At 48.2% G+C, this 24,117-nt stretch carries 25 protein-coding genes; all 25 read right to left on the reverse strand.

Features of this window, described 5'->3' with window-relative positions; all coding sequences use genetic code 11:
- Positions 1–12: 12 nt before the first annotated feature.
- The gene (locus ARB69_RS03700; protein WP_055151190.1) at positions 13–903 is read right to left on the reverse strand and encodes a polyprenyl synthetase family protein; all 891 of its coding nucleotides are present in this window, start codon (positions 901–903) and stop codon (positions 13–15) included.
- Positions 893–1,123, reverse strand: a complete 231-nt coding sequence (xseB, locus tag ARB69_RS03705) for an exodeoxyribonuclease VII small subunit (RefSeq protein ID WP_050642403.1) — start codon at positions 1,121–1,123, stop codon at positions 893–895. The genes ARB69_RS03700 and xseB overlap by 11 nt, the downstream gene beginning before the upstream one ends.
- Positions 1,104–2,324, reverse strand: a complete 1,221-nt coding sequence (xseA, locus tag ARB69_RS03710; protein ID WP_050642404.1) for an exodeoxyribonuclease VII large subunit — start codon at positions 2,322–2,324, stop codon at positions 1,104–1,106. The genes xseB and xseA overlap by 20 nt, the downstream gene beginning before the upstream one ends.
- Positions 2,317–2,733, reverse strand: a complete 417-nt coding sequence (gene nusB / locus ARB69_RS03715) for a transcription antitermination factor NusB (RefSeq protein ID WP_050642405.1) — start codon at positions 2,731–2,733, stop codon at positions 2,317–2,319. Before nusB ends, xseA begins: the two co-directional genes overlap by 8 nt.
- Positions 2,734–2,845: 112 nt before the next feature.
- Entirely contained in the window at positions 2,846–3,229 is a 384-nt protein-coding gene (locus ARB69_RS03720) for an Asp23/Gls24 family envelope stress response protein (RefSeq protein WP_050642406.1), read from the reverse strand.
- A gap of 72 nt (positions 3,230–3,301) precedes the next feature.
- Positions 3,302–4,894, reverse strand: a complete 1,593-nt coding sequence (locus ARB69_RS03725) for a peptide chain release factor 3 (protein WP_050642407.1) — start codon at positions 4,892–4,894, stop codon at positions 3,302–3,304.
- Between the two features lie 211 nt (positions 4,895–5,105).
- The gene (locus ARB69_RS03730; RefSeq protein WP_050642408.1) at positions 5,106–5,738 is read right to left on the reverse strand and encodes a SpoIIIAH-like family protein; all 633 of its coding nucleotides are present in this window, start codon (positions 5,736–5,738) and stop codon (positions 5,106–5,108) included.
- 14 nt (positions 5,739–5,752) lie between these two features.
- Entirely contained in the window at positions 5,753–6,361 is a 609-nt protein-coding gene (locus ARB69_RS03735) for a stage III sporulation protein AG (RefSeq protein WP_050642409.1), read from the reverse strand.
- Positions 6,351–6,713 carry a stage III sporulation protein AF gene (locus tag ARB69_RS03740; protein ID WP_050642410.1) on the reverse strand — a complete coding sequence of 121 codons (363 nt, stop codon included), beginning with the start codon at positions 6,711–6,713 and terminating at the stop codon, positions 6,351–6,353. The genes ARB69_RS03735 and ARB69_RS03740 overlap by 11 nt, the downstream gene beginning before the upstream one ends.
- Positions 6,714–6,751: 38 nt before the next feature.
- Positions 6,752–7,942, reverse strand: a complete 1,191-nt coding sequence (locus ARB69_RS03745) for a stage III sporulation protein AE (protein WP_050642411.1) — start codon at positions 7,940–7,942, stop codon at positions 6,752–6,754.
- Positions 7,939–8,325: a SpoIIIAC/SpoIIIAD family protein gene (locus ARB69_RS03750; RefSeq protein ID WP_009005679.1), complete on the reverse strand. Its 387-nt coding sequence runs from the start codon at positions 8,323–8,325 to the stop codon at positions 7,939–7,941. The genes ARB69_RS03745 and ARB69_RS03750 overlap by 4 nt, the downstream gene beginning before the upstream one ends.
- Positions 8,326–8,358: 33 nt before the next feature.
- The gene (spoIIIAC, locus tag ARB69_RS03755; RefSeq protein WP_009005678.1) at positions 8,359–8,553 is read right to left on the reverse strand and encodes a stage III sporulation protein AC; all 195 of its coding nucleotides are present in this window, start codon (positions 8,551–8,553) and stop codon (positions 8,359–8,361) included.
- Positions 8,554–8,569: 16 nt separating this feature from the next.
- Positions 8,570–9,088, reverse strand: coding sequence for a stage III sporulation protein AB (locus tag ARB69_RS03760; RefSeq protein ID WP_025657587.1), 519 nt, complete (start codon positions 9,086–9,088; stop codon positions 8,570–8,572).
- Positions 9,073–10,017, reverse strand: coding sequence for a stage III sporulation protein AA (spoIIIAA, locus tag ARB69_RS03765; protein WP_050642412.1), 945 nt, complete (start codon positions 10,015–10,017; stop codon positions 9,073–9,075). The genes ARB69_RS03760 and spoIIIAA overlap by 16 nt, the downstream gene beginning before the upstream one ends.
- A gap of 801 nt (positions 10,018–10,818) precedes the next feature.
- Positions 10,819–12,906 (reverse strand): polyribonucleotide nucleotidyltransferase, encoded by a 2,088-nt coding sequence (locus tag ARB69_RS03770; RefSeq protein ID WP_050642413.1) that lies wholly within the window; start codon positions 12,904–12,906, stop codon positions 10,819–10,821.
- Between the two features lie 868 nt (positions 12,907–13,774).
- On the reverse strand, positions 13,775–14,041 hold the full coding sequence (rpsO, locus tag ARB69_RS03775) for a 30S ribosomal protein S15 (RefSeq protein WP_025657590.1): 267 nt from the start codon (positions 14,039–14,041) through the stop codon (positions 13,775–13,777).
- Between the two features lie 207 nt (positions 14,042–14,248).
- Positions 14,249–15,901, reverse strand: a complete 1,653-nt coding sequence (locus tag ARB69_RS03780; RefSeq protein ID WP_050642414.1) for a Na/Pi cotransporter family protein — start codon at positions 15,899–15,901, stop codon at positions 14,249–14,251.
- 23 nt (positions 15,902–15,924) lie between these two features.
- On the reverse strand, positions 15,925–16,833 hold the full coding sequence (locus tag ARB69_RS03785; RefSeq protein ID WP_050642415.1) for a bifunctional riboflavin kinase/FAD synthetase: 909 nt from the start codon (positions 16,831–16,833) through the stop codon (positions 15,925–15,927).
- 50 nt (positions 16,834–16,883) lie between these two features.
- A complete protein-coding gene (gene truB, locus ARB69_RS03790; RefSeq protein ID WP_050642416.1) occupies positions 16,884–17,792 on the reverse strand; it encodes a tRNA pseudouridine(55) synthase TruB in 909 nt (302 codons plus the stop codon).
- A 6-nt stretch (positions 17,793–17,798) separates the two neighbouring features.
- Positions 17,799–18,770 (reverse strand): DHH family phosphoesterase, encoded by a 972-nt coding sequence (locus ARB69_RS03795; RefSeq protein ID WP_050642796.1) that lies wholly within the window; start codon positions 18,768–18,770, stop codon positions 17,799–17,801.
- Between the two features lie 67 nt (positions 18,771–18,837).
- A complete protein-coding gene (gene rbfA, locus ARB69_RS03800; protein ID WP_050642417.1) occupies positions 18,838–19,209 on the reverse strand; it encodes a 30S ribosome-binding factor RbfA in 372 nt (123 codons plus the stop codon).
- 38 nt (positions 19,210–19,247) lie between these two features.
- Positions 19,248–22,259, reverse strand: a complete 3,012-nt coding sequence (infB, locus tag ARB69_RS03805) for a translation initiation factor IF-2 (protein WP_083487011.1) — start codon at positions 22,257–22,259, stop codon at positions 19,248–19,250.
- Positions 22,260–22,274: 15 nt separating this feature from the next.
- On the reverse strand, positions 22,275–22,604 hold the full coding sequence (locus ARB69_RS03810; RefSeq protein WP_050642418.1) for a L7Ae/L30e/S12e/Gadd45 family ribosomal protein: 330 nt from the start codon (positions 22,602–22,604) through the stop codon (positions 22,275–22,277).
- Positions 22,585–22,839: an RNase P modulator RnpM gene (rnpM, locus tag ARB69_RS03815; RefSeq protein WP_173020139.1), complete on the reverse strand. Its 255-nt coding sequence runs from the start codon at positions 22,837–22,839 to the stop codon at positions 22,585–22,587. The genes ARB69_RS03810 and rnpM overlap by 20 nt, the downstream gene beginning before the upstream one ends.
- Positions 22,840–22,883: 44 nt before the next feature.
- Positions 22,884–24,107 carry a transcription termination factor NusA gene (gene nusA, locus ARB69_RS03820; RefSeq protein ID WP_055151194.1) on the reverse strand — a complete coding sequence of 408 codons (1,224 nt, stop codon included), beginning with the start codon at positions 24,105–24,107 and terminating at the stop codon, positions 22,884–22,886.
- Between the last annotated feature and the right edge of the window lie 10 nt (positions 24,108–24,117).

Raw genomic sequence — 24,117 nt, forward strand, 5'->3', positions numbered from 1 at the left:
AGGAATCCCTCTCTATCTGCTTCTGTTTATCAGAGACTCCAGCAGTTGTGCGAGATACTTGTCCGGAGCCCCCAGGCCTTCCATCTGCTGAAGCGCCTCGCGGGAAAGCTTGTCAACCAGTGCTTTTGCACCGTCGATGCCCTTCCATGTCACATAGGTCGTCTTTTCGTTTTTTTCATCGCTGTGGATCGGCTTGCCCAGCTCTTCTGCTGAACCCGTCACATCCAGTATATCATCCTGTATCTGGAAAGCCAGCCCCACCTTAGCCGCAATCTCCTCCACTGCTTTCACCTGATCCGAGGCCGCACCGGCCAGTACTGCCCCTATGGTCATAGAAGCTTCGATCAGCGCACCTGTCTTCAGCTGATAGATAAAGTCCAGTTTTTCACCCGAAATCATCTTTCCCGTGGATGTCACATCTACCACCTGACCGCCGATCATCCCATATATCCCGGCCTTTCCCGCCAGGATCTGCAATGCCTTCCCAATCCGCAGGCTCTCCTGCGGTTCCACGTCAAAAGCCCTGGCCGCAGTCTCAAAGGCGCAGTTCAGCAGGGCATCCCCAACCAGGATTCCCATGTCTTCTCCATAAACCACATGCGTCGTCTTTCTGCCACGGCGGTAATCATCATTATCCATAGCAGGCAGGTCATCGTGTACCAGCGAATAGGTATGAATCATCTCAATAGCTGCCATAAACGGCTCAATGATTCTGCCCTTTCCTCCGAACAGGCAGTATGTCTCCTGCATCAGCATCGGACGGAGACGCTTGCCGCCGCCCATAAGGGCGTATTCCATCGCCTCCATAATGACTGCCTGATAGCCCGTCCGCTCGGGAAGGTATGCGATGAGTATCGCTTCAATTGCTTTTACCTTAGCCTGATAAGTTTCACTAAAATTCATGGGCATCTCCATCCTCATCCAGAATCTGTACTTTTTTCTCTACGGTATCTATCGTCTCATTACATTGCTTGAGCATGTTCATCCCCTTCTGGTAAAGCTGAAAAGACTCTTCCAGGGTAATCTCCTCTCCTTCCAGTCTGGCAACCACTTCGTCCAGGCCTTCAAAAAGCTCTTCCAGAGAAGGCTGTTTTTCTTCTTTTTTACTCTTCTTTTCTGCCATCTGGTTCCTCCTCGATTTCCCGGACTTCCGCCTGCACACTTCCATCCGTCATATAAACTTTGATTTTGTCACCGGGCTTCACCTGGCGGACCGATTTGATATTGGCGCCCGTCGCGCCCGCCACATAGGAATATCCCTGATTCAGTTTGGCCAGCGGAGAGAGGCCTTTCATCTGCTCCACATAGATCGCAAACCGATGTCGTCTATTCTCCAGGCAGGCCTCCATCAAAAGACGGAGCCTTTGCTCCAGATCCGCGGCTCTCTGACGCTTTTCCAGCAGCTTCTGGCGGGGATGTGCAAGCTTCAGCTTCATGGCCGCCTGCCTGCTCTTTACGCGTTCCTGGGTTATTCTCTGCATCATGGATCTTCTGAGCCTTGCCTCATACTCCCTCATGGCGCCGGCCGTACCCAGGTACTCATAAACGGCAAGTTCCGCCGCTGCAGACGGCGTCGGTGCGCGCAGATCTGACACATAGTCTATAATTGTCGTATCCGTCTCGTGTCCCACCGCCGAAATCACCGGCACACGGCAGTTAAATACAGCCCGGGCCACCTCCTCTTCATTGAACGCCCACAGATCCTCTATAGACCCGCCCCCGCGTCCCACAATCATGACGTCAACGCCCTTCTTCTCCAGCATCTCTATGCCGCGGATAATACTAGCCGCCGCGCCTTCCCCCTGCACCTGGGCAGGATAAAGGATCAGCTGTACATAAGGATTCCGGCGGGATGCTATGTTGATAATATCCCGAACCGCCGCTCCTGTTGGAGCCGTCACAATCCCAACCGTCTTCACATAGGCCGGGATGGGCTGCTTATACTCCTGGGCAAACATGCCCATCTCCTGCAGCTCTCTCTTCAATGCTTCAAACTTTTCATAGAGAAGCCCCGCCCCGTCCAGAATAATCTCTTTTGCATAGAGCTGGTATTTGCCGTCTCTTTCATACACACTGACGGATCCCAGCACGATCACCTGCTGGCCTTCCCGCATACGAAAAGAAAGCCCTGACCGTGAGCCTGCGAACATAACACAGGCCATCGTGCCGGACTCATCTTTCAAAGAAAAATATATATGCCCTGAAGTATGATATTTACAGTTGGAAACCTCACCCTTCACGTAGATTCTGTTCAGCATGAAGTCCTGGGTAAACATATTTTTGATATACGCATTTACCTGCTTTACCGTGTAGACATTACGCATGTCCAGCCTCCTGGTCTGTCAGTTTTGCAAGTACTCCGTTTACAAAAGAGGGGCCCTCTTCCCCGCTGAATCTCTTCGCCAGCTCGACGGCCTCGTTGATCGCAACGCCTTCGGGTACATCCGCGTCCCATTTCATCTCATAGACCGCAAGACGCAGGATCGTCAGATCTACCTTGCTCATTCTTGTAGTCTTCCACCCCGTGGTCTTCTCATTCAATTCTATATCAATCTCCGGTACTTTTTTTACAATTGCTTCAAACTTATCCTTTATGTATTTTTTATCTTCTTCTGCAGCACTCGGCAAATTTTCAAAGTATAGTGTCAGATGTTCCGGCATATCTTCCATTTCATTAAATTCTATCTGAAACAGCATCTTAAAGATATGCTCCCTAAGTTCTCTTCTTACCATGTTGGCTCCTTTCCATTGGCATTCCCAGACTCCATGTTTTCCCATAAAGAAAAGGATGCCTTGCGACATCCTTTATTATACTACACATCTGCTATTCTTTGCAACGAAAAGGTTATTCCTGGTTCTCCATATCCACGCCTGCAACCTTGATGTTCACGTCGGCCACTTCCAGGCCGGTCATGTTCTCAACCGCATTCTTGACCTTTTCCTGCACCTTAGTGGAAATCTCCATGATGCTGTAGTTATATTTCAGGTTCAGTGCCAGAGAAACCGTAACTACGCCTTCCAGCACGTCCACCTTTACACCCTTGGACAGATTCTTCATTCCCAGCTTGCTGACCAGCTCGTTGGTGATATTACCCGCCATAGACGCCACGCCTTCCACCTCTGTAGCCGCAAGCGCCGCGATAATAGCGACCACTTCATCTGCAATCTTGACTTCTCCCATGCTGGAATCGTTCTGTATTGTATAAGTATTTCTTTCGTCCTTTGCCATCGTAAAAACCTCCTGTTGGTTTAATCTCTTAAAACATTATAACAAATATCCCCCTGTTTGCAAAGGGAAATATCAGGAACGCCCAAATTCGGAGAGCTTCAGGTCTTTGTTTCTGTCAAGGGTCATGCGGATACTCCATTCGTGCACAAAAAGCAGCAGCGGCCTGTCCTTTAAATCTTTGATCTTCTTCATATCGGAGGTGCCGACCAGCCTGTCCATATCCACCTCTTCATTTTCAATCCACCGGATGTGTTCGTAAGGCAGATTTTCCAGTCTGATCTCCACTTTATATTCATTCTCCAGGCGGTATTTCAGGACGTCAAACTGCAGAACACCGACTACACCCACGATAATCTCTTCCATTCCGGTATTGAATTCCTGGAAAATCTGGATGGCGCCTTCCTGGGCGATCTGGTTGATCCCTTTTACAAACTGCTTCCTTTTCATCGTATCCACCTGGCGCACTCTTGCAAAATGTTCGGGTGCGAACGTCGGGATGCCCTCATAAGCAAACTTTTCTTTGGAGGTAGTCAGCGTATCGCCGATGGAAAATATGCCCGGATCAAATACGCCTATGATATCTCCGCCATAGGCTTTCTCGATCATCTTCCGCTCGCTGGCCATCATCTGCTGCGGCTGGGACAGGCGCACATCCTTTCCCCCCTGGATATGGCAGACGGACATGCCTGCCTCGAATTCACCGGAGCAGATCCGCATAAAGGCGATCCGGTCCCTGTGTGCCTTATTCATATTTGCCTGTATCTTAAATACAAAGGCTGAGAAGTCTTCCTCTTTCATCGGGTCGATCTCCCCGTGGTCAGACATTCTCGGCAACGGAGAACTGGTCATCTTTAAGAAATGCTTCAAAAACGTCTCTACTCCAAAATTAGTCAGGGCAGAGCCGAAGAAAACCGGTGAAAGTTCGCCTTTGCTGACCAGCTCCTGGTCAAATTCCGCTGCAGCGCCATCCAGGAGCTCGATCTCCTCCTCCAGCGTAACCTTCGCCTCTGTCCCGAGTATCCAGTCCAGTTCCGGATTGTTTGCTTCTATCTTTTTGACTTCCCCCACGGTTGTTCCCTTATGTGTATCAGAGAATAGTTCCACTTCCTGCTTCTGTCTGTCATATACGCCTTTAAATGCTTTTCCCGAGCCAATCGGCCAGTTCACGGGGCACGTTGCAATCCCCAGTTCCTTCTCAATATCATCCAGCAGATCAAATGTATCCTTGGCTTCTCTGTCCATCTTATTGATGAACGTAAAAATCGGGATATGCCTCATAACGCAGACCTTGAAAAGCTTCCGCGTCTGGGCCTCCACGCCCTTGGAAGCATCAATCACCATCACCGCAGAGTCCGCCGCCATCAGTGTCCGGTAGGTATCTTCAGAGAAGTCCTGATGTCCCGGAGTATCCAGGATATTGATGCAATATCCCCCGTAATTAAACTGAAGAACCGAAGAAGTAACCGAGATACCTCTCTCTTTCTCAATCTCCATCCAGTCTGACACCGCATGCTTCGCCGTTGCTTTTCCCTTGACGGAACCAGCCTGGTTAATCGCCCCGCCGTACAGCAGGAACTTCTCGGTCAGTGTCGTTTTACCCGCATCCGGGTGGGAAATAATCGCGAAGGTCCTTCTCTTTTTTATTTCATTTGTAGTCTCTGACATATCTGTAATCTCCTGTTTTCATCTCTTTTATGTAACCTGATCTTATTCCGATGTATTTCTTACAATTAAGCACATTAAATAAGTTTACCATAAGAAGGTATCGCCTGCAATTGTTTACTGGAAATATTCTTCCCACATTTTCAGAATAATACTGCCTGTTTCAAAAAATCTTATTCTCTACAGGCAGCATATGTATCTGCGCATGGGGCACTTACTCCCCTTCTGGTGTTCCGCCCTCGTGGATCGGCGTAATTACAATATTTTCAGGTGCAATATCGGTCTTTCTCGTAACGATATCTTCGATCTGGGCACGGTTTGCATCCGTCAGCTCTGCACTGTCCACTACGATGTCCGCGGAATCTGCCGTAAGGCTTACAACCGCCTCTGAAAATCCTTTGGAAGCCATCAGTGTCTCCACTGCCACCTCCTGCTCAGACAGCTCCGTCATCTTTACCATCTGCGCCACTGCATCCTGCTTCTCTTCGTCGCTGATATTGGTATTATCAATGATCGACTGCAGCGTTTCTTTATTCTGTGCACGCACCTGTTCCCTTGCTACTTTCGCCTGTGCAACCGTGGTGTCTGCTCCGCTGTTTGTCAGCACGGCCTCGCCGGGCGTCCCTTCTATTTCGGAATCATTGCTTGCAATGTCGCCGGAGCCTGTTTCCAGGTCTTCCTCCGAAATATCCAGAAGCTCCTTGTTTGCCAGTTCTGCATTTGCCTCTGTCGTACCTTTGTCTGACTGTCCAAACAGCCGTCCTGAGTAATTCAGGTATCCGGCGATGGCAATCATAACTGCCAGTGTGGTAATGATGATCTGATTCTTCTTAAATAAACGCTTCACTTGGAATCCTCCTTTTATGTATCAGTCCTTTTCATTATTTTTATTTTATGCGCCTCTACACCGAATAATGCCTGGATTGCCTCAGTTATATTCTGCACTACAACCGCATTGTCTCCCCCCTCCGCTACTACGAGCACTCCGGCTATTTCCGGAGTCAGTTCCTTGCTCACATAAGGTGACTGTGAACCGTCCGATCCCTGCTCATAAATGCTCGTCTTATCCGTTGTCCTCTCTTCCACGCTTCGGGTTCCCCCGGAACTGTCTTCCTCATCCGAATTCTGGCTGCTGCTCTGCTGGTCCTTCTCCACGATCTTCTGACCGGAAGATTTCAGCGTAATCATCACTTCTGCCTTTCCAACACCCTGTACGTATTCCAGCGCTCTTGCAACCCGCTTTTCAAGGTACTGTTCGTATTCCTCATCTGTATTCACATAGGAGGCCGTACTGCCCTCCCCGCTGTCCCTGCTCTCATCCGACGCGCTTCCTTTCTTTTTATTGGATGTAGGAATTGCGATCACTACCAGAAGAATCCCGACCAGAAGAAGGATCAGCAGCTGGTTTTTCTGTGGAAGCATTTTCTTACCCTTTATTTTGCCCAGGATATCTTTCCATTTATTCTCCAACCTGTATCTCCTCCACTTCTATTCCCTTTTTGGTATTCTCCGCCTTTTGTTCCTCCTGCCCGTATTCTTCCGGGAGAAAATCCAGGATATCCAGGCCTTCAAAATAATCTTTCTGTTTTTCTATTTCTTCCTTTTCCATCTCGTATTCCTGGCTGTGGTACAGATCATAAAACCTGTTTTCTATTCCCGTCAGCTTCAATATCGGCGTCAGCATCAGCAGGATCATCACCATCCCGGAAAAAAACTGCACATATTTCTTATACCCTTTCCCCGGTATGATCTGCAGCACCGCGGTAACGATCACCAGATAGAAAGCAAGGTTCTGTATCCACTCATATATAAAGTCAAACATCCTCTCTCCTTTATCCGGCTTAAGCGCAGTCCTTTATTTTATGATGTACTGGCAGTAACAACTGCTATGGTCAGCAGAAACAAAAGCCCCGTAGAAAATACGACCTTCATCAGAAGTTCATACCCCTGGCTGACACTGCTGATGCAGCCGGTAATCCGTTTATCCGACACCGGCTGGACCAGTGCGGCGGTCAGTTTGTACATCAGGGTCATCAGCGCCATCTGTACAATCGGTATGGCACAGATGGCGATCATAACCGCGGCTCCCGCCATTCCGATCCCGTTTTTGATCAGCACGGCCGTTCCCAGCACGACATCCGTTACCCCTCCGATTGCGTTGCCGATTCCGGGTATGGCCTCGGCAGTCTTTGTCAGTGCGCTGCGCTTCAAAGCGTCAATGGCCGGAGCCAGCATCCCCTGGATTACATTGATTCCAATCACGCAGGTTACCAGCGTTTTTAAGATCCAAGTCACCATCTTGCTCAGAAGCTCCGCAAACTGCGACAGATACTCCTCCCCTGCCAGGTAGTTCAGCACCTGCACCATAATATAGATATTTATGACGGGGAGCAAAAATCTTAGAATCAGCACCTCCACCACATAGATTAGAAATAGCACAATGTTATAAAAAATCAGCGAGCTGCTGCTTCCCGAGGCGATGGCGACTGCCAGAAAATAACTGGGGCACAGCACCCGCATAAAATCCAGAAGCGTCTCCAGATGCCCTTCGATGCCGCTCATGGCAATCCGGAAGGCATTCAGGCACATGGTAATCAGCAGTATGTATAATACGTAAAAGCTGATTTCCGACACCTGCCTGTTCTGAAACGCATTTGAAAAATTAGTGAAAATTGCGGCAATTACTGCAATCAGCAGCATATATGCCAGATTCTGGCGGTTATACCTGAATTCATAGGCAAACTGATCCGATATAAACTCCATAATCAGTTCTCCTGCATTTTTTCCGTCTCCTTCAATCAGAGAGGTAACCAGGCTCTTAAAATCCATTTTTTCTTCCGGAAATATTTTCTGCAGGCTGTTGTCAATCTCTGAAAAATCAAACTCCGAGAACAATTTGCTCTCGGCGCCGCTTTCCACGGCATCATAATCTACCGTATCCTCCGCTGCATATACCGTCATACAGCCTTTCCCAGCCCCTGCCAGGCCGCAAAGAAGTACTGATATCAAGAACCCCAGGGCACCCAGCCATATCCTTTGCCCCCTTTTCATGCCAGAAACTCCCGGATTGTCTCCAGCAGGGCGAGCAATACCGGCATTCCGAGGGCCAGTATGGTCAGCTTGCTGAAGATCTCGATCTGAACCGCAATGGTCTGATATCCGGCATCTTTGCAGACGCTTGAGGAAAATTCGGCTATATAGGTGATACCGATCATTTTCAGCATAGTTGCGATATAGCTGGTATCTATCTTGATATACTGATTGACCTGTTCCACCGTCCTTACAAACAGTTCAAGCCTGTCTACAATACAGGCGAAAATAAGGATACTGATGGCCACACTCATATAGATTCCATATTCCGATTTGCCGCTTTTAAACTGAATCGACAGCAGTGCGCCTATTACGCCGATAATTCCGATCTGAATCATGCTCACATATAAGCTCCCCTTTCCTATACACTGCCGCTGTTACAGAGAAAACAATTGTTTAATGGATGTAAACAAATCGTATATGTATGGCAGTACCCATGACAGTACCAGTATCAGCCCCGCAAAGCTTGTAAGAAATGCCTGTTCATCCCGCCCGCTGTGCTTGAGCACCTGGCTCAGAATAGAGACCAGTATTCCGACAGCCGCAATTTTAAATATCAGATTTATGGTCATGGAATCCTCCCGTGAGTTATATTAGTATGACAACCAGAAAAATTCCTCCCATCACGCCAAGACAGTTCCCGATCCTTTTCTTTGCTGCCATCCCTTCTCTTACTTTTTCGATTTCCAGCTCCAGCCTGTTCAGGTAAAGCTGCATGGTCCTGCTGGATGTGTCCCCGTCCAGCTGTCCCAGAAATGTTCCCAGTTCTTTCAGCTGTATAGAATGAACGCTCTTGAGATGAAGTTCACTCAGGTTACGGTCTACGGACCGGTTCCATATTTTTGCAAACTCATCCTCCTCGCGCTCTTCTACCTGCCGCTCCATCACACGCAGCCATTTACGGTAAGGCTCTTTTACTCTTACCGCTACTCTTCCGAATATTTCCCCCAGCGGTGCATTGGAGTACTCCAGTTCTCCTTTGAGCATATAAACGATATGCCGGATATAGAGGAGTTTTTCCAGATACCGCTGGAGCTCTGTTCCGTAGGCGATCCCCGCCCCCGTTGTTGCCCCTAAGATCAGCAGGCATCCTATAAATCTCTGCATAGCAGGCTCCCCCGTTCGTCATATACTTCCCGCACCTCCCCGGGCCTTTTCTCATTGCCGAGTATGATATAGCGCTCAAACCTGCGTTCCCTGATCATCCTGCCAAGCACCGGCTTATCCGCCGCCTCAGCCATTGACAGGCCGTGTACGCTGGCAATCATTTTACACCCGCACTGCATGGCATACTCGATAGCATGTACATCCTCCGGAGAACCGATTTCATCTACCGCAATCACCTGGGGGGCCATGGAGCGGATCAGCATAATCATCCCCTCCGCCTTCGGACAACAGTCCAGCACATCCGTGCGCATACCCAGCTGGTTCTGGGCGACTCCCAGATAGCAGCCCCCGATCTCTGAACGTTCATCCACAACACCCACCGTACAGCCCTTCACGTACCTGTTTCCGTCCGATATCTGCCGGATCAGATCCCGTATCAGCGTCGTTTTCCCACAGCAGGGCGGTGAAATCACCAGAGTATGGCATACCTGGCGGTTCTTCGTAATATAGGGCAGGACCTTGTCCGCACACCCCAGAATCTCATGGGACATTCTTATGTTTACAGAAGAAATATACTGCAGATTCTTCACTTTATTGCCTTCCAGTATTGCCTTTCCCATCACCCCCACGCGATGCCCTCCTTCAATTGTAATAAATCCCTGTCTCATCTCATGTTCATATGCATACAGTGAATAGTGGCTGATATATTCCAGCGTCTCACGTATCTCCTCCTTGGTGATCAGGTACCCCGCAGGCTCTCCCGAAGGAAGCAGCCTTTCCTCATTGTCATAAACCAGAATAAGAGGCTTACCAATCCGCATCCGGATCTCCTGTACCTTTTCAAAATCCAGCCCTTCCGCCTCAACGGCAGACCGGACCGGTTTCGCAAGCACCTGCAGGACCTGCTGTTTTCTGTTGGCTGTATTCATCTTGTCCACCTCTTTAAACAATATATGTCCCCATCTCAAATTTATGACTTGAAAATCTGGAGTTGAGTGGCAGGGGGGTCGCAGATGCAGGCACACATGGGGCGGAAAGACTGTGTTTGCGGGTAAGGGGGAGTAAAGGGAAAAAACAGAAAAACCGGAACAACCTGCACACATCACGTCAAATCCTGATGGATTTCACGCGCTGGGTACAGGAAAATGCGTGATTCGGAATCACGCATTTTGTCCCGGTTTTTCTGTTTTTTCCCTTAACTCCCCCTAACCCGCATCCAGAAGCCTTTCCGCCCCATGTGTGCCTGCATCTGCTTTTGTACTCAAATCAGATGGGTTTCTGAACGGAAATGGCTGGGGAGCGTGTCCGACTTATAGGAACGCTTTTTTTGTTGTGTCTTGATAATTTTCCTTTCCTAACCAAAAGCGGCCTAACACTGATACAAATGTCCGCTTCAGGCAGGCCACACCCGCCGCTCCCGCCAGAGAGCTCCCTTGTAGCCGAATCATTTAACGCATGATGCGAGCAGCCTTCCCGGATACACCTGACAGTTTCCGGGGGCTTCATAGTGCGCGGCTGGAAGTACTTACGGTAAAAAAGCAGAAGCGTATAGCTGAGGATTGATTCCGAATCAATCCTCAAGGCGGCCTGAGCTGAGAAATCATCAAGATTTCTCAGTGAATGCCGCCGGGCTATACGCTTCTGCTTTTTTACCGTTAGTACTTCCCCGCAAACGGCCAGCCCCCGGAAACTGTCAGGTGTATCCGGGAAGGCGGCCCCATACCAGCGAACTACTCCGCTACATCTCTCATACTGAAACTAAATCTGCCCATTTTGTCTTTTCCTAAGCAGACTACTTTTACTACATCGCCCAGTTTGAGTACGTCTTCTACTTTGTTGATTCTTTCTTTGGAAATTTTGGAAATGTGTACCATTCCTTCTTTTCCTGGTGCAAATTCGAGGAATGCACCGAATTCTTTGATGCTGATGACTTTTCCTTCGAATACCTGGCCGGCCTCGAAGTCTGTGGTGATGGTTGCTATCATCTTCATTGCCGCATCCATGCCTGCTTTGTCTGTTCCGCAGACGGATACTGCGCCGTCATCTGTAATGTCTATTTTTACGCCTGTCTGCTCAATGATCGCATTGATTGTCTTTCCGCGCTGGCCGACTACATCGCCGATCTTCTGCGGATCGATCTGCATCTGTACGATCTTAGGAGCGTATGGGCCTACCTCCGGCCTTGGCTCTGCAATTGTCTTGTTCATGACTTCATCCAGGATATAGGTTCTTGCCTTCTTTGTCGCAGCGATTGCTTCCTCGATGATTGGCCTTGTGAGTCCGTGAATCTTGATATCCATCTGGATTGCGGTAATTCCCTTGTGGGTTCCGGCAACCTTGAAGTCCATGTCGCCGAAGAAGTCTTCCAGCCCCTGGATATCTGTCAGCACCAGATAATCGTCGTCTGTATCTCCTGTCACAAGACCAGCGGAGATACCGGCTACTGCTGCTTTGATCGGAACGCCGGCAGCCATCAGCGACATACTGGAGGCGCAGATACTTGCCTGCGATGTGGAACCGTTGGACTCAAATGTCTCGGATACCGTACGGATTGCGTACGGGAACTCTGACGCATCCGGAAGTACCGGTATCAGTGCCTTCTCAGCAAGAGCACCATGGCCGATCTCGCGGCGTCCGGGTCCTCTGGATGGTCTTGTCTCGCCTACGGAGTAGGAAGGGAAATTGTAGTGGTGCATATACCTCTTAGAGGTCTCAGCCTCGTCCAGTCCGTCGATTCTCTGTGCATCAGACAATGGCGCCAGAGTTGTCACGGTACAGATCTGTGTCTGTCCGCGGGTAAACATAGCGGATCCGTGGACTCTCGGGATCAGATCAGTCTCTGCAGCCAGGTGGCGGATCTGGTCGATTGCCCTTCCGTCGGGACGCTTCTGATCTTTCAGTATCATCTTTCGTACCGTCTTTTTCTGATACTGGTATACCGCTTCACTCAGCACTGCAAGCCATTCTTCGTTCTCTGCAAAAGCCTCTTCCAGTTTTGCTGTGATCACACGGATATTCTCTTCTCTGGTCTGCTTATCGTCTGTAAATACAGCTTCTTCCATCTCTGCCGGTGTTACAATCGTTTTGATCGCAGCAAACAGCTCTTCCGGCACTGCACAACTCTCATAAGAGTGTTTTGGCTTGCCGCACTCTGCTACAATAGTCTCGATAAATGCGATCACCTTCTGGTTCAGCTCGTGTGCTGCAAAAATGGCATCAATCATCTGAGCCTCCGGCACTTCATTGGCGCCAGCCTCAATCATAATCACCTTTTCCTTGGTAGAAGCAACTGTCAGCGTCAGATCTGAGATATCTTTCTGTTCTGCTGTTGGATTAAATACAAACTCACCGTTTACAAGGCCAACCTGTGTTGTAGAAATCGGGCCGTCAAACGGGATATCTGAAATACTGGTTGCAATTGCGGATCCCAGCATAGCTGTCAGTTCCGGACTGCAGTCCTGGTCTACGGACATAACCAGATTTTCCAGAGTCACATCATTTCTGTAATCCTTCGGGAACAGAGGTCTCATCGGTCTGTCGATGACACGGCATGTTAGTACGGCATTTTCTGAAGCCTTTCCCTCTCTCTTATTAAATCCTCCAGGAATCTTGCCTACAGAATATAATCTTTCGTTGTATTCTACGCTCAGAGGGAAGAAGTCGATCCCTTCTCTCGGCTTCTCGGATGCAGTTGCAGTACAAAGCACTGTTGTATCCCCATAATGCATCAGAGCAGCTCCATTCGCCTGTTTTGCGACTCTTCCGATGTCTACACGCAGAGTTCTGCCGGCAAGTTCCATTTCAAACTTTTTAAACATATCATTCTCCTTTTTTTCTATTCACATAATTCGTGGCAGGAGACTCCGAAACTACTGAAAAACACATTAGAATCCGCTAATATCCTTTTCAGTGGTCTCGGGTTTTACTTTCCTGACCACAATCTTAAATATTATAGCATAGTCGCCCTCTTAAATCAAGAATGAAGTTTTGGGAATGCGCCTGGGAATGCGCTTGGGGGTTGGCGCGGAGGGGGACGCTGAAGTCAAGGATCTTCCGGCTCCTGGCGGAAGATAAGGCGTCATTCCTTGGAGGGCTTCTTAAGGGGGGCAGCGGATTTGTCTTGGCTTACTTGAGCTATATTTATGTTAGAAGTATGTATGTTGGAGACAGAAGCATACAAGTTTCATTTTGGCCTTTTAGTATGAATGGAAATCCCTTAAACAACACGGAATTCACTATCCTTACCAATCAAATCCCGTGAAGCCAATTCCATACGCTGCCCCCGTCTTAGAGGCATCGGGTCGTTTTTTCATTCTGGTCGGATGAGCATAGCCGAGGGGGCTGTAAGCCGCAGGCCTTCCTGCCTGTATGGTCGGTTTAAAACTTCCGTATAGCGGACGATTAGAAGATCTTATAGAGCCAGAGGCACCCGGAAGGGATGAAACTTGATTCACCGAAATCAAGTTTCAATCCGGCCTGTGACGAAAAAATATCAATTTTTTCGTCGCATGCCGGATGTGCCCTTCCGGGTGCCTCTGGCTCTATTAGATCTTCTTCGTCAAGCGGTCAGGATTTTAAACCGACCATACAGGCAGGAAGGCCTGCGGCTTACAGACCCCTCGGCGCCCCTCCTTCAAACATAAAAAAAGGATCCCCCCTCCCGGGAAGATCCTTGTGGATTTGAGATTATTTTCTTAATCCAAGTCTTTCGATCAAAGTACGGTATCTTTCGATATCTGACTTTTTCAGGTATGCCAGCAGACCACGTCTCTGTCCTACCATCTTAAGAAGTCCTCTTCTTGAGTGGTGATCCTTCGGGTTAGCTTTGAAGTGATCTGTCAGTTCGTTGATTCTTGCTGTAAGAATTGCGATCTGTACTTCCGGAGATCCTGTGTCCCCTTCACTTCTGCCATACTCTGCAATGATTGCCTGTTTCTTTTCCTTTGCGATCATCTTACGTTTCCTCCTTTTATTTTCTTTTATAAAACCGCCTGGCATTAAGTAATGGTTGGAGTGTTCCTATTACCGAACACCGGCTGAATTCATACTTAAATAGTATAGCATAACTCAAATTCTATGTAAAGCAATACTTTTTTAAAGTTTGAATTATTCTTCGTGAAACAACCATGTACACTATTGTATTCTTTCCGTTCTTTCTAACTATTCTTCTTCGTCTTCAAACTCATCATTGTTCTGCGGTTCTAATATAGCAAATGCAATATTGGTCGCATGATCGGCCACACGTTCCAGCCCGGATATAGTATCGGAGAAAATCATGCCTGCCTCTGGCGAACACTTGCCCTTTGTCAGACGCTTTATATGTGCTTTCTGAAGCTTCTTCTCTCTATCGTCGACCTCATCCTCCAGAGCCATGACCTCCTGCATGTGTTCCTGGCTGCGGTTGGAAAACATCTCTAAGGAGTATACCAGTGTTTTTTCCACCAGATCCATCATATCCTGGAGCTGCCGGATTCCTTTTTCACTGAATGTAACATGTCTGTCGATCCTCATCTTTGCAGAATCCGCAAAGTTCTCCGCATGGTCCCCGATCCTTTCGATATCGTTTACAACGTGGAACAGACCGCCTACCAGCATCGCATCTGCGGTAGGAATCTCCATGCTGTTAATCCTGACCAGGTAGTCGGTAATCTCCCTGTTCAGATAATCAATGTACGCCTCCTGCCGGTATACCTCGGCGATCTTTTCCTCATTCAGTGTACAAAGCGCATCCATACCTCTTTTTAGGTTCTCAATCGCCAGGCAGCCCATATGTTCCAGTTCGTAGATACCTGATATAACCGCCGTGGTAGGTGTAATCATCGTACTGTTCCCGATATACTTCAACTCGTACTCATCATCCGGCGAAGCATCTTTCCCCGGTATAATGAAATAAGTTACCCTGACTACCCATTTCATAAACGGGAAGAGTAAAATCACCTCACATATTTTAATTAGGGTATGGGCATTTGCTACTGCCCTGCCCATATTGCCCCCGGATACCTTCATAATTGCATCCGCAATTGGCTGCAGCGCAAACAATAGTACAATGAAAATTGCGACAGATCCGATGATATTAAATAGGAAATGGATCCAGGCCGCCCTTTTCGCATCTTTTTTGCCTCCCAGGCTGGCAAGCAGCGCAGAGACACAGGAGCCCATGTTGCATCCCAGAATAAGATAGAAGCAGATCGTAAACTGTAGAAATCCCTGGGACGCCAGCAGGATTACGATACCTACGGTAGCCGATGAGCTCTGCAGAATTGCTGTTATAGCAAATCCAACCAGGATCGCCGCAAAGGGATTGCTTAATGATTTGAGCAGGCCTACGATATGCGGAGATTCACGCAGGGAAGACATGGCATCTCCCATTGTACTCAAGCCCATAAACAGGATACCAAATCCAAGGATCACTCCGCCGATTTTCTTGGTATTCTGTTTTTTGCTGAACATGAACATTACAACGCCGGTGATCACGAACAGAGGTGCAACATCTGACAAATTAAATGCAATCAACTGTCCGGTGATTGTTGTACCGATATTGGCGCCAAGTATTACCCCGGCAGCCTGATAAAGGTTCATAAGCCCGGAATTCACAAAGCTTACAACCATAACTGTCGTCGCGCTGGACGACTGCACAACTGCAGTGAACAAGATACCGACCAGCATCCCCACAAATCTGTTTTGTGTGAAGAACTCCAGAATTGACCTCATCCGTGCGCCGGCAACCTGTTCCAGGCCGTCGCTCATCATCTTCATGCCGAACAGGAATAATCCCAGTCCTCCCAGCAGCAGAAATATTGTCGTTACACTCATTTGTATTTCCCCTAACTCTTTCTCTAGTTTGTCAAGCTTTTCTCCCGAAAATATGCTTTTCCGGATTGGATATCCCGGTCCACCTGCTGTTTCAGTTCTTCCACAGAACAAAACTTAGTTTCCGGGCGCACGAAAGAACAGAATTCCACCGTAATCTCTTTGCCGTAGGCATCGCCTTTGTAACCAAATACAAACACCTCCGCCAGGAGCCTTGGCTCATCTGTCACTGTCGGCTTGATCCCTACATTTCCAATACCGTGATACCACATGCCGTCCACCAGGATTCTGCAGGTATATACTCCGAATCTGGGCATAATTTTTCGTTCTTTGGGCGCAATGTTCATCGTGGGAAATCCCAGTGTACGTCCCAGCTGCCTCCCATGTTCCACGATCCCCGTCATGTGATAAGGGTAACCCAGCAGCTGATTTGCAAGCATGGCATCGCCTTCTTCCAGAGCTTCTCTCACATAGGTGCTGCTGATTTCTCTGTCCCCATACAGCTCTTTCTCCACAACACCCAGCCGGTAGCCGTACTTTGGGGCCAACTCCGCAAGCATGCCGGCATCCCCCCGCTTGCCATGTCCAAAGTAAAAATCTGTACCCACGACAATATGGGAGGCGTGAAGCGTATTCACCAATATTTTCTCAATGAATGTCTCCGCTTCCATCTCCCTGATTTCCTTCGTAAAGGGGCACTGTATCATACAATCTACCTGCTCTTCCAGATGCTGTCTGCGCTCCTTGTTTGTAAGCAGCGTCTCTTTTTTCATGTCAAATGCAAATACAACGCTTTTTAATTTTTCTTTCTCCGCGCAATCCCTTACCCTGCTGATCAGTTTCTGATGGCCTCTGTGAAGGCTGTCGAATTTGCCCAGAGTAACGGCTGTTTTTTCAGTTTCCTGATAAGAATTAATATCTGTATAGTACCGCATGTCTTTCCCCGTAATTCTTCCTTTATCACTTGCATGGATATGCCTGCTTATTAATCCGATATGAGGAACATCTTCTCAAGCCGGTATTCCTGTTTTTCAGTAAAGTAACGGTAAACACCTATAAACTGTTTGTTTCGGTCGTATACTCTTACAGATTGCCCGTCCGTAAAAACATTCTCTTTTGTCATAAACTCCCGGCGCAGCGGATTTCCGTTATAGGCCAGTGCCTCATACTCCTTTGCCACCACTAATTCAGGCAGATTCAGGAACATGGCATCTACAGGCGTTACAATATCCATAAGCTTTCCCGTTTTTTTATATTCTTCAATCTGAGAGAGCTTCAGGCTGTCTTTGATCTCAAAACAGCTTACCTTTGTCCTTCTAAGGGCTTCCATACAGGCACCCGTCCCTGCTTTTCTGCCAATGTCGTGGCATAGTGTACGAATGTAGGTGCCCTTTGAACACTTAACTTCCATATGTACTCTTGGAAGATCAATTTTGTTTATCTTTATATCGAAAATATGAACCCTTCTTGTTTTCCGTTCTACTTCGATGCCTTCCCGTGCAAGCTCATACAGCTTTTTCCCGTTTACTTTCAGCGCAGAATACATCGGCGGAAGCTGTTCATATTCCCCAATGTACTTTTGTATACACTCTTTTGCAAATTCATCTGTCAGTAACGATGTATCCTGTTCTTCCAGTATTTTCCCTGTAATATCCTGTGTATCTGTCATCTTCCCAAACAAAAGTACGGCCTCATAGGTCTTATTCTTATCTGTCAGCATATCACAGAGTTTTGTCGCTCTGCCCAGACATACCGGGAGAACCCCTTCTGCATCCGGATCCAGAGTGCCGGTGTGCCCTATTTTTTTCTGGCCCACGATCCCTCTGAGCTTCGCAACTACATCATGGGATGTATAACCCTTTTCTTTATATATGTTAATAATACCGTTTACCATAAACCGTTATACCTGTGTCTCTTCCTGATCCAGCTGACGCGCAATCTGGATGCTGACGTTATTGATCACATCGTGGAATGAGCCTTTCATCGTGAATCCCGCCGCTCTTGCGTGGCCGCCTCCCCCAAAATACTGGGCGATTATGCTTACATCCACCTTTCCTTTCGAACGCAGGCTTACTTTATAATTCTGCGTCTCCAGTTCATACATAAAAAGCGCCGTCTCGGTCCCCTGGGTCAGCTTCATCTGGCTGACAATCCCTTCCAGATCGCTCGGCTTCGCTCCGTAAAATTCCATTTCTTTCTTGCTCACGGCGCTTACTATACATCTTTTATCCAAAATCAGAATACTCTCCAGAAGGGCTCTTCCCAGGATCTGATTCTGAATATAGGTCTTTTCATAAAAAGTCTTCTCTATAATATTGTTCCCGTCAATTCCCTTGCGCAGCAATTCTGCCGCAACTTCCATCGTCTCCGGTGAGGTGCAAGAATACTGAAACACACCGGTATCATGCGCGATTCCCATGTAAAGAGCCTCCGCCGCAGATTTTTCAATTTTTTCCTTATCCAGAAGTCCAAATACCAGCTCTGACGTGGAACTGGCATCCGGTACTATATAGTTGATATCCGCAAATGCAGCATTGCTTACGTGATGATCGATGCAAAATGTCTGTTTTGCATTCTGAAACAAGGGCGCGGAAAATCCAAGGCGTTTTTCATCGCCGCAGTCCAGGCAGATGAACAGATCATATTGTTTTCCATCCGGAATGCAATTTCTAGCCTCTTCCGTCTTCTGAATCAGGCGGTAGGCCTCGGGAATTTCCTCCAGAAATACGTCGGTTTCTATTTGAGGATACTGTTCCGTAAGATACAGGTAGAGGCCCATACTGGAGCCCACACAGTCCCCGTCCGGACGGATATGCCCGCCCAGCGCTACAGACTGTTTTCCCTTCAGTATCTCAGATAACCCAACTCCCAAAGAGTCGTCTGCAGAGTCTGCCTCGCCGGCAGATCCGCATTTTACTGTGGAATAATCTACGCTCATATTATTCAGCCTCGTCTTTCAAATCTCTGGTCAGCTCATCAATCTTTTTACTCATATTTACGCCGTACTCAATAGACTGATCCATGATAAACCGGATTTCCGGCGTGTTTCTCATATTAATAGTCCGGGCCAGTTCGCGCCTGATATAGCCCTCGGCGCTCTGGAGTCCCTTGATTGTATCCTCCTGTGCCTTCGCGTCTCCCAGCACACTGATATATGCTTTACAGGTCTTCAGGTCAGGAGCCACTTCTACTGCTACAACGGAAGTCATCGGCGCCACACGCGGATCCTTGATGCCTCCCCGCAGTATGTTGCTCAGTTCACGCTGAACCTCTGTATTAATCCGTGTATTCTTAATGCTGTTTTTTCTCATAATTGCTCCTTCACATAGCCGCCGTAAACGAAACGGTTTTATTTTCTTTCAATTTCCACCATCTTGTATGCCTCTACAAGATCGCCTTCTTTAATATCATTAAAGTTCTCGAATACAAAGCCGCACTCGTATCCTGTCCTTACTTCCTTCACATCATCTTTAAAACGCTTCAGAGATGCCAGCGGTCCGTCGAAGATTACGATTCCGTCGCGTGTAAGGCGTACGGAACAGTTTCTCTCAAATGTTCCGTCCAGCACGTAGGAACCGGCAATGGTTCCTACTCCGGAAGCCTTGAATGTCTGACGCACTTCTGCGTGGCCGAGTACTTTCTCCTCAAAGATCGGATCCAGCATGCCCTTCATGGCAGCCTCCACGTCTTCGATTGCATTGTAGATGACTCTGTACAGTCTCAGGTCTACGCCCTCGCGGTCTGCAATCTCTTTTGCGGTAGCATCCGGCCTTACATTGAAGCCAATGATAATTGCATTGGATGCGGAAGACAGGATTACATCAGACTCATTGATGGCGCCTACTCCGCCATGGATAATTTTGATGACCACCTCATCGTTGGAAAGCTTCAGCAGGCTCTGTTTCAATGCCTCTACAGAACCCTGTACGTCTGCTTTTACAACGATATTCAATTCTTTCAGGTTTCCTTCCTTAATCTGCGTAAACAGATCATCCAGTGACATCTTCGCCTTGGTATCATCCAACAGCTTCACTCTGTTCTGGGAAATAAATGTTTCTGCAAAATTTCTTGCCTCTTTTTCGGTCTCGCATCCCACAAATACTTCGCCCGCATTCGGCACATCGTTCAGACCGAGTATCTCAACCGGCTGGGAAGGTCCGGCTTCTTTGACTCTGCGGCCCTTATCATCCATCATAGCCCTGACTTTACCGTGTGCGGAACCCGCTGCGATAGCGTCTCCTACATGGAGCGTCCCCTTCTGTACAAGTACAGTTGCAACGGATCCTTTTCCTTTATCCAACTCTGCTTCGATAATAAGACCTCTTGCAAAGCGGTCCGGATTCGCCTTCAGTTCCATCACCTCTGCTGTCAGAAGAATCATCTCCAACAGATCTGTGATGCCCTCTTTTGTATGTGCAGATACAGGCACAAAGATAGTGCTGCCGCCCCAGTCTTCCGGAATGAGCTCGTATTCTGCCAGTTCTTGTTTTACCCTGTCGATATTTGCGCTTGGCTTATCAATCTTATTGATGGCAACGATAATCTCAATGCCTGCTGCTTTGGCATGGTTAATTGCCTCTACGGTCTGCGGCATTACGCCGTCGTCGGCAGCTACCACCAAAATGGCAATATCTGTAGAGTTAGCCCCTCTCATACGCATGGCTGTAAATGCCTCGTGTCCCGGTGTATCCAGGAATGTGATTTTTTCACCGTTTGCCTCTACTACATAAGCACCGATATGCTGTGTGATTCCGCCTGCCTCGCGGCCAATGACATTTGTATGGCGGATTGCATCCAGAAGTGATGTCTTACCATGATCAACATGACCCATGACACAGACTACCGGAGGACGTTTTACCATAGCGCCTTCGTCTTCTTCCTCTTCTTTGAGAAGTTCTTCAATTACATCGATCACGACCTCTTTTTCGCAGAGAACATCAAATTCCATTGCGATTTCTTCTGCCGTGTCATAGTCTACTTCCTGATTTACCGTAACAACTTTACCCTGAAGGAAAAGTTTTTTAATAATTACGGCAGGTACTATTTTCATCTTATCAGCGAGTTCCTTGATTGTCAGAACTTCCGGAAGCACTATCTGTTTGATCTCTTCTTTCTTCTCAACTGGTTTTGGCTGCGGTTTTGCAACCTCCACAGCAGGTTTCTGGCGTTTTCCTTTTTTGTTCTTGCTGTCAAAGTCACCATCTTTATATTCTTTTTTCTTATAGTCTTTCTCTTTATCCTTTGCTTTATTCCTCTGCACCTTCTGCTGTTCTACTAATGGTGTTGGAATTGCATCTCTGTCATCCCTTCTGCTGTCACGGCGTTCCGTTCCTCTGGACGGGCCGTTGCCTGTGCGCTGGCCTCCTCCTGCATTTCTTCCGCCCTGGCCGCCATAGTTTCTGTCACCGCCCTGGTTATTATAGCTTCTTTCTCCGTTCTGGTTTCTGCCGAAGTTTCCGCCCTGTCCACCGGCCGGCCGCTGACCGCGGTTGTTGTTGTATCTCTGATTTTGGTAACCGGAATTTCTCTGGTCAGAAGAATTGCCGCCATTCTGTCTTGTCTCCTGTGAAGACATGGAACCAGAATTTCTCTGATTGCCCTGATACGGCTGACGCTGACCGCCCTGATAAGGCGGACGCTGGCCTCCCTGCGGACGCTGGCCCTGTGTATTTCCTGACGGGCGCTGGCCTGATGCTGCCGGGCGCTGTGTTGGTGCAGAACCTGCTGGTCGCTGGCCAGAAGTCGTTCCTGACGGGCGTTGTGCCGGTACGGAACCTGATGGACGTTGGCCTGGTGTTGTTCCTGCCGGGCGTTGTCCCGGTGACGTGCCTGACGGGCGCTGGCCTGCTGTTGCTCCCGCCGGACGCTGGCCTGGTGTTGTTCCTGCCGGGCGCTGCGCTGGTGCGGAACCTGCCGGACGCTGGCCTGGTGTATTTCCTGCCGGGCGCTGGCCTGATGCTGCCGGGCGCTGTGCTTGTGCGGAACCTGCTGGTCGCTGCCCCGGTGCGGAACCTGCCGGACGCTGCCCCTGATGGCCTCCCTGCGGGCGCTGGCCCTGGCGGCCTCCCTGCTGCATGCGGCTCCCGCTCTTAGAATTTTGCGGACGGAACACCTGCACGATATTCTTCTTTTTAGGCGCTTCTTCCACCGGTTTTGCCGCCTCGGCTGCCTTATCTGCCTCCACAGACTTTCCGGCATCCGTGCCTTTCTTTACATTTTTTCTGATGTCATTTACTACATTGTCTTCCAGCGAACTCATATGGGTCTTCACCTCTACATTCTTCTTTTCCAGCATTTCCATCAGTTCTTTATTGTCCATTCCCAGCTCCTTGGCCAGTTCGTGTACTCTCATTTTTGTCATATTCAACTACCTCCCTTATGCAATTGTATTGTCTTTCGTTTCAAAATGTTTTCGAATTCCTTTTGCAAATCCTTCGTCCAATATCGCCAGAGATGCACGGAACTCTTTTCCCATTGCATGCCCTAAGGTATCTTTATCTGCGTAAAAATAAATTGGAACCTTATAAAATTCACACATATCACGAAATTTCTTTTTCGTGTTGTCCGACGCATCGTCAGCGACAATCACAAGAGCGGCTCTTCCCGACTTCACTTCCTTTTCTGTCATAAACTCACCGCTCACTGTCTTTCCTGCCTTAGTAGCAAGCCCGACCAGAGATAAAGCTTTACTCTGTATCAATCTCATTCATCTCCTTTTCCAGGCGCTCATACACTTCCGCAGGAATTGCCTGCTTAAAAGAACGCTCCAGCCCTTTGTTCTTCACTGCTTTCAAAAAACAAGCGTTTGAGCAGCACAGATAGGCGCCGCGCCCATTCTTTTTTCCGGTAGCATCCAGTACAAATTCTTCTTCCGTAGTGCGCAGAACGCGCAGCATCTCTTTCTTCGGCTTCATCTCGCCGCAGCCAACGCATTTGCGCATCGGTATCTTCCTATTGCTCAATTATTCCACCTCTCATAAGGTTATTATTCATCTTCGGTCTCAATGAATTCTATTTCCTCATAGTCTTCAACGGACGGTTCTTCTGTATCTTCCGCAAACGGTTCTTCATAGTTTCCTTCATACTCCTGCGGATACGCTTCCTCGTAACCGCCATCGTAGCCTTCTTCCATCATCGCCATCTGTTCCATATAATCTTCAGGAAGTTCTCCTGACTCAATTGCCTGCGTCTCACTCTTTATATCGATTTTATATCCGGTCAGGCGTGCAGCAAGCCTTGCATTCTGGCCTTCTTTTCCGATTGCCAGCGACAACTGGTAATCAGGTACGATTACACTTGCCGATTTTTCATCCGGATCCGCCATAACAGAAATCACCTTGGCCGGGCTCAGTGCATTTTCAATCAATAAAGCCGGGTTATCGCTCCAGTTGATAATATCGATCTTCTCTCCGCGCAGCTCATTGACAACCGCGTTGACTCTTGCCCCGTTCATCCCGACACATGCTCCCACAGGATCTACATTTTCATCGTTAGACCATACTGCCATCTTTGTACGTGATCCGGCTTCACGGGCAATGCTCTTGATCTCCACCGTGCCATCCTTTACCTCTGCCACTTCCGCCTCAAACAGGCGCTTCACGAGTTCCGGATGGGTTCTGGACACCAGGATCTTCGGACCTTTCGGTGTGTTCTTGACCTCTACTACGTATAGTTTAATTCTTTCAGTCGGTTTAAATACCTCGCCTTTTACCTGTTCATTCTCCGTCAGCATAGCGTCTGCTCTTCCCAGGTTGATACTGATATTTCTTCCCACATAACGCTGGACAATTCCAGTCACAATATCCTTTTCTTTCTCAAAATACTGATCGTACACAACCTTACGTTCTTCTTCCCTGATCTTTTGAAGAATAAGGTTCTTTGCATTCTGGGTTGCGATTCTCCCGAAAGACTTTGATTCAATCGGGATCTGCGCGATATCTCCGATCTGGAGAGCCGAATCAATCTGTTCCGCATCCTCCAGGCTGATTTCCAATGCCGGGTCAAATACTTCCTCAACCACTTCTTTTTCGGCATATACTGCATAATCACAGGTTTCGCGGTCCATGATCACCTTAATATTCTCAGCCGTCCCAAAATGGTTCTTACACGCACTGATAAGAGAATTCTCGATTGCATCCATCATTGTATCTTTACTGATGTTCTTTTCCTGTTCAAGAATATTCAATGCTTCCAATAATTCTGTATTCATTATTATTTCC

Origin of the sequence: Faecalicatena contorta, assembly GCF_001404335.1 — a bacterium.
GTDB lineage: Bacteria > Bacillota > Clostridia > Lachnospirales > Lachnospiraceae > Faecalicatena > Faecalicatena contortus_B.

Bases quoted from the DNA above. Each gene is read 5' to 3' on its own strand.
- ARB69_RS03700 (WP_055151190.1), bottom strand. From the start codon at position 903: ATGAATTTTAGTGAAACTTATCAGGCTAAGGTAAAAGCAATTGAAGCG.
- xseB (WP_050642403.1), bottom strand. From the start codon at position 1,123: ATGGCAGAAAAGAAGAGTAAAAAAGAAGAAAAACAGCCTTCTCTGGAA.
- xseA (WP_050642404.1), bottom strand. From the start codon at position 2,324: ATGCGTAATGTCTACACGGTAAAGCAGGTAAATGCGTATATCAAAAAT.
- nusB (WP_050642405.1), bottom strand. From the start codon at position 2,733: ATGGTAAGAAGAGAACTTAGGGAGCATATCTTTAAGATGCTGTTTCAG.
- ARB69_RS03720 (WP_050642406.1), bottom strand. From the start codon at position 3,229: ATGGCAAAGGACGAAAGAAATACTTATACAATACAGAACGATTCCAGC.
- ARB69_RS03725 (WP_050642407.1), bottom strand. From the start codon at position 4,894: ATGTCAGAGACTACAAATGAAATAAAAAAGAGAAGGACCTTCGCGATT.
- ARB69_RS03740 (WP_050642410.1), bottom strand. From the start codon at position 6,713: ATGTTTGACTTTATATATGAGTGGATACAGAACCTTGCTTTCTATCTG.
- ARB69_RS03745 (WP_050642411.1), bottom strand. From the start codon at position 7,942: ATGAAAAGGGGGCAAAGGATATGGCTGGGTGCCCTGGGGTTCTTGATA.
- spoIIIAC (WP_009005678.1), bottom strand. From the start codon at position 8,553: ATGACCATAAATCTGATATTTAAAATTGCGGCTGTCGGAATACTGGTC.
- ARB69_RS03760 (WP_025657587.1), bottom strand. From the start codon at position 9,088: ATGCAGAGATTTATAGGATGCCTGCTGATCTTAGGGGCAACAACGGGG.
- spoIIIAA (WP_050642412.1), bottom strand. From the start codon at position 10,017: ATGAATACAGCCAACAGAAAACAGCAGGTCCTGCAGGTGCTTGCGAAA.
- ARB69_RS03770 (WP_050642413.1), bottom strand. From the start codon at position 12,906: ATGTTTAAAAAGTTTGAAATGGAACTTGCCGGCAGAACTCTGCGTGTA.
- rpsO (WP_025657590.1), bottom strand. From the start codon at position 14,041: ATGATCGCAAAGGAAAAGAAACAGGCAATCATTGCAGAGTATGGCAGA.
- ARB69_RS03780 (WP_050642414.1), bottom strand. From the start codon at position 15,901: ATGAGTGTAACGACAATATTTCTGCTGCTGGGAGGACTGGGATTATTC.
- ARB69_RS03785 (WP_050642415.1), bottom strand. From the start codon at position 16,833: ATGCGGTACTATACAGATATTAATTCTTATCAGGAAACTGAAAAAACA.
- truB (WP_050642416.1), bottom strand. From the start codon at position 17,792: ATGGTAAACGGTATTATTAACATATATAAAGAAAAGGGTTATACATCC.
- rbfA (WP_050642417.1), bottom strand. From the start codon at position 19,209: ATGAGAAAAAACAGCATTAAGAATACACGGATTAATACAGAGGTTCAG.
- infB (WP_083487011.1), bottom strand. From the start codon at position 22,259: ATGACAAAAATGAGAGTACACGAACTGGCCAAGGAGCTGGGAATGGAC.
- ARB69_RS03810 (WP_050642418.1), bottom strand. From the start codon at position 22,604: ATGAGATTGATACAGAGTAAAGCTTTATCTCTGGTCGGGCTTGCTACT.
- rnpM (WP_173020139.1), bottom strand. From the start codon at position 22,839: ATGCGCAAATGCGTTGGCTGCGGCGAGATGAAGCCGAAGAAAGAGATG.
- nusA (WP_055151194.1), bottom strand. From the start codon at position 24,107: ATGAATACAGAATTATTGGAAGCATTGAATATTCTTGAACAGGAAAAG.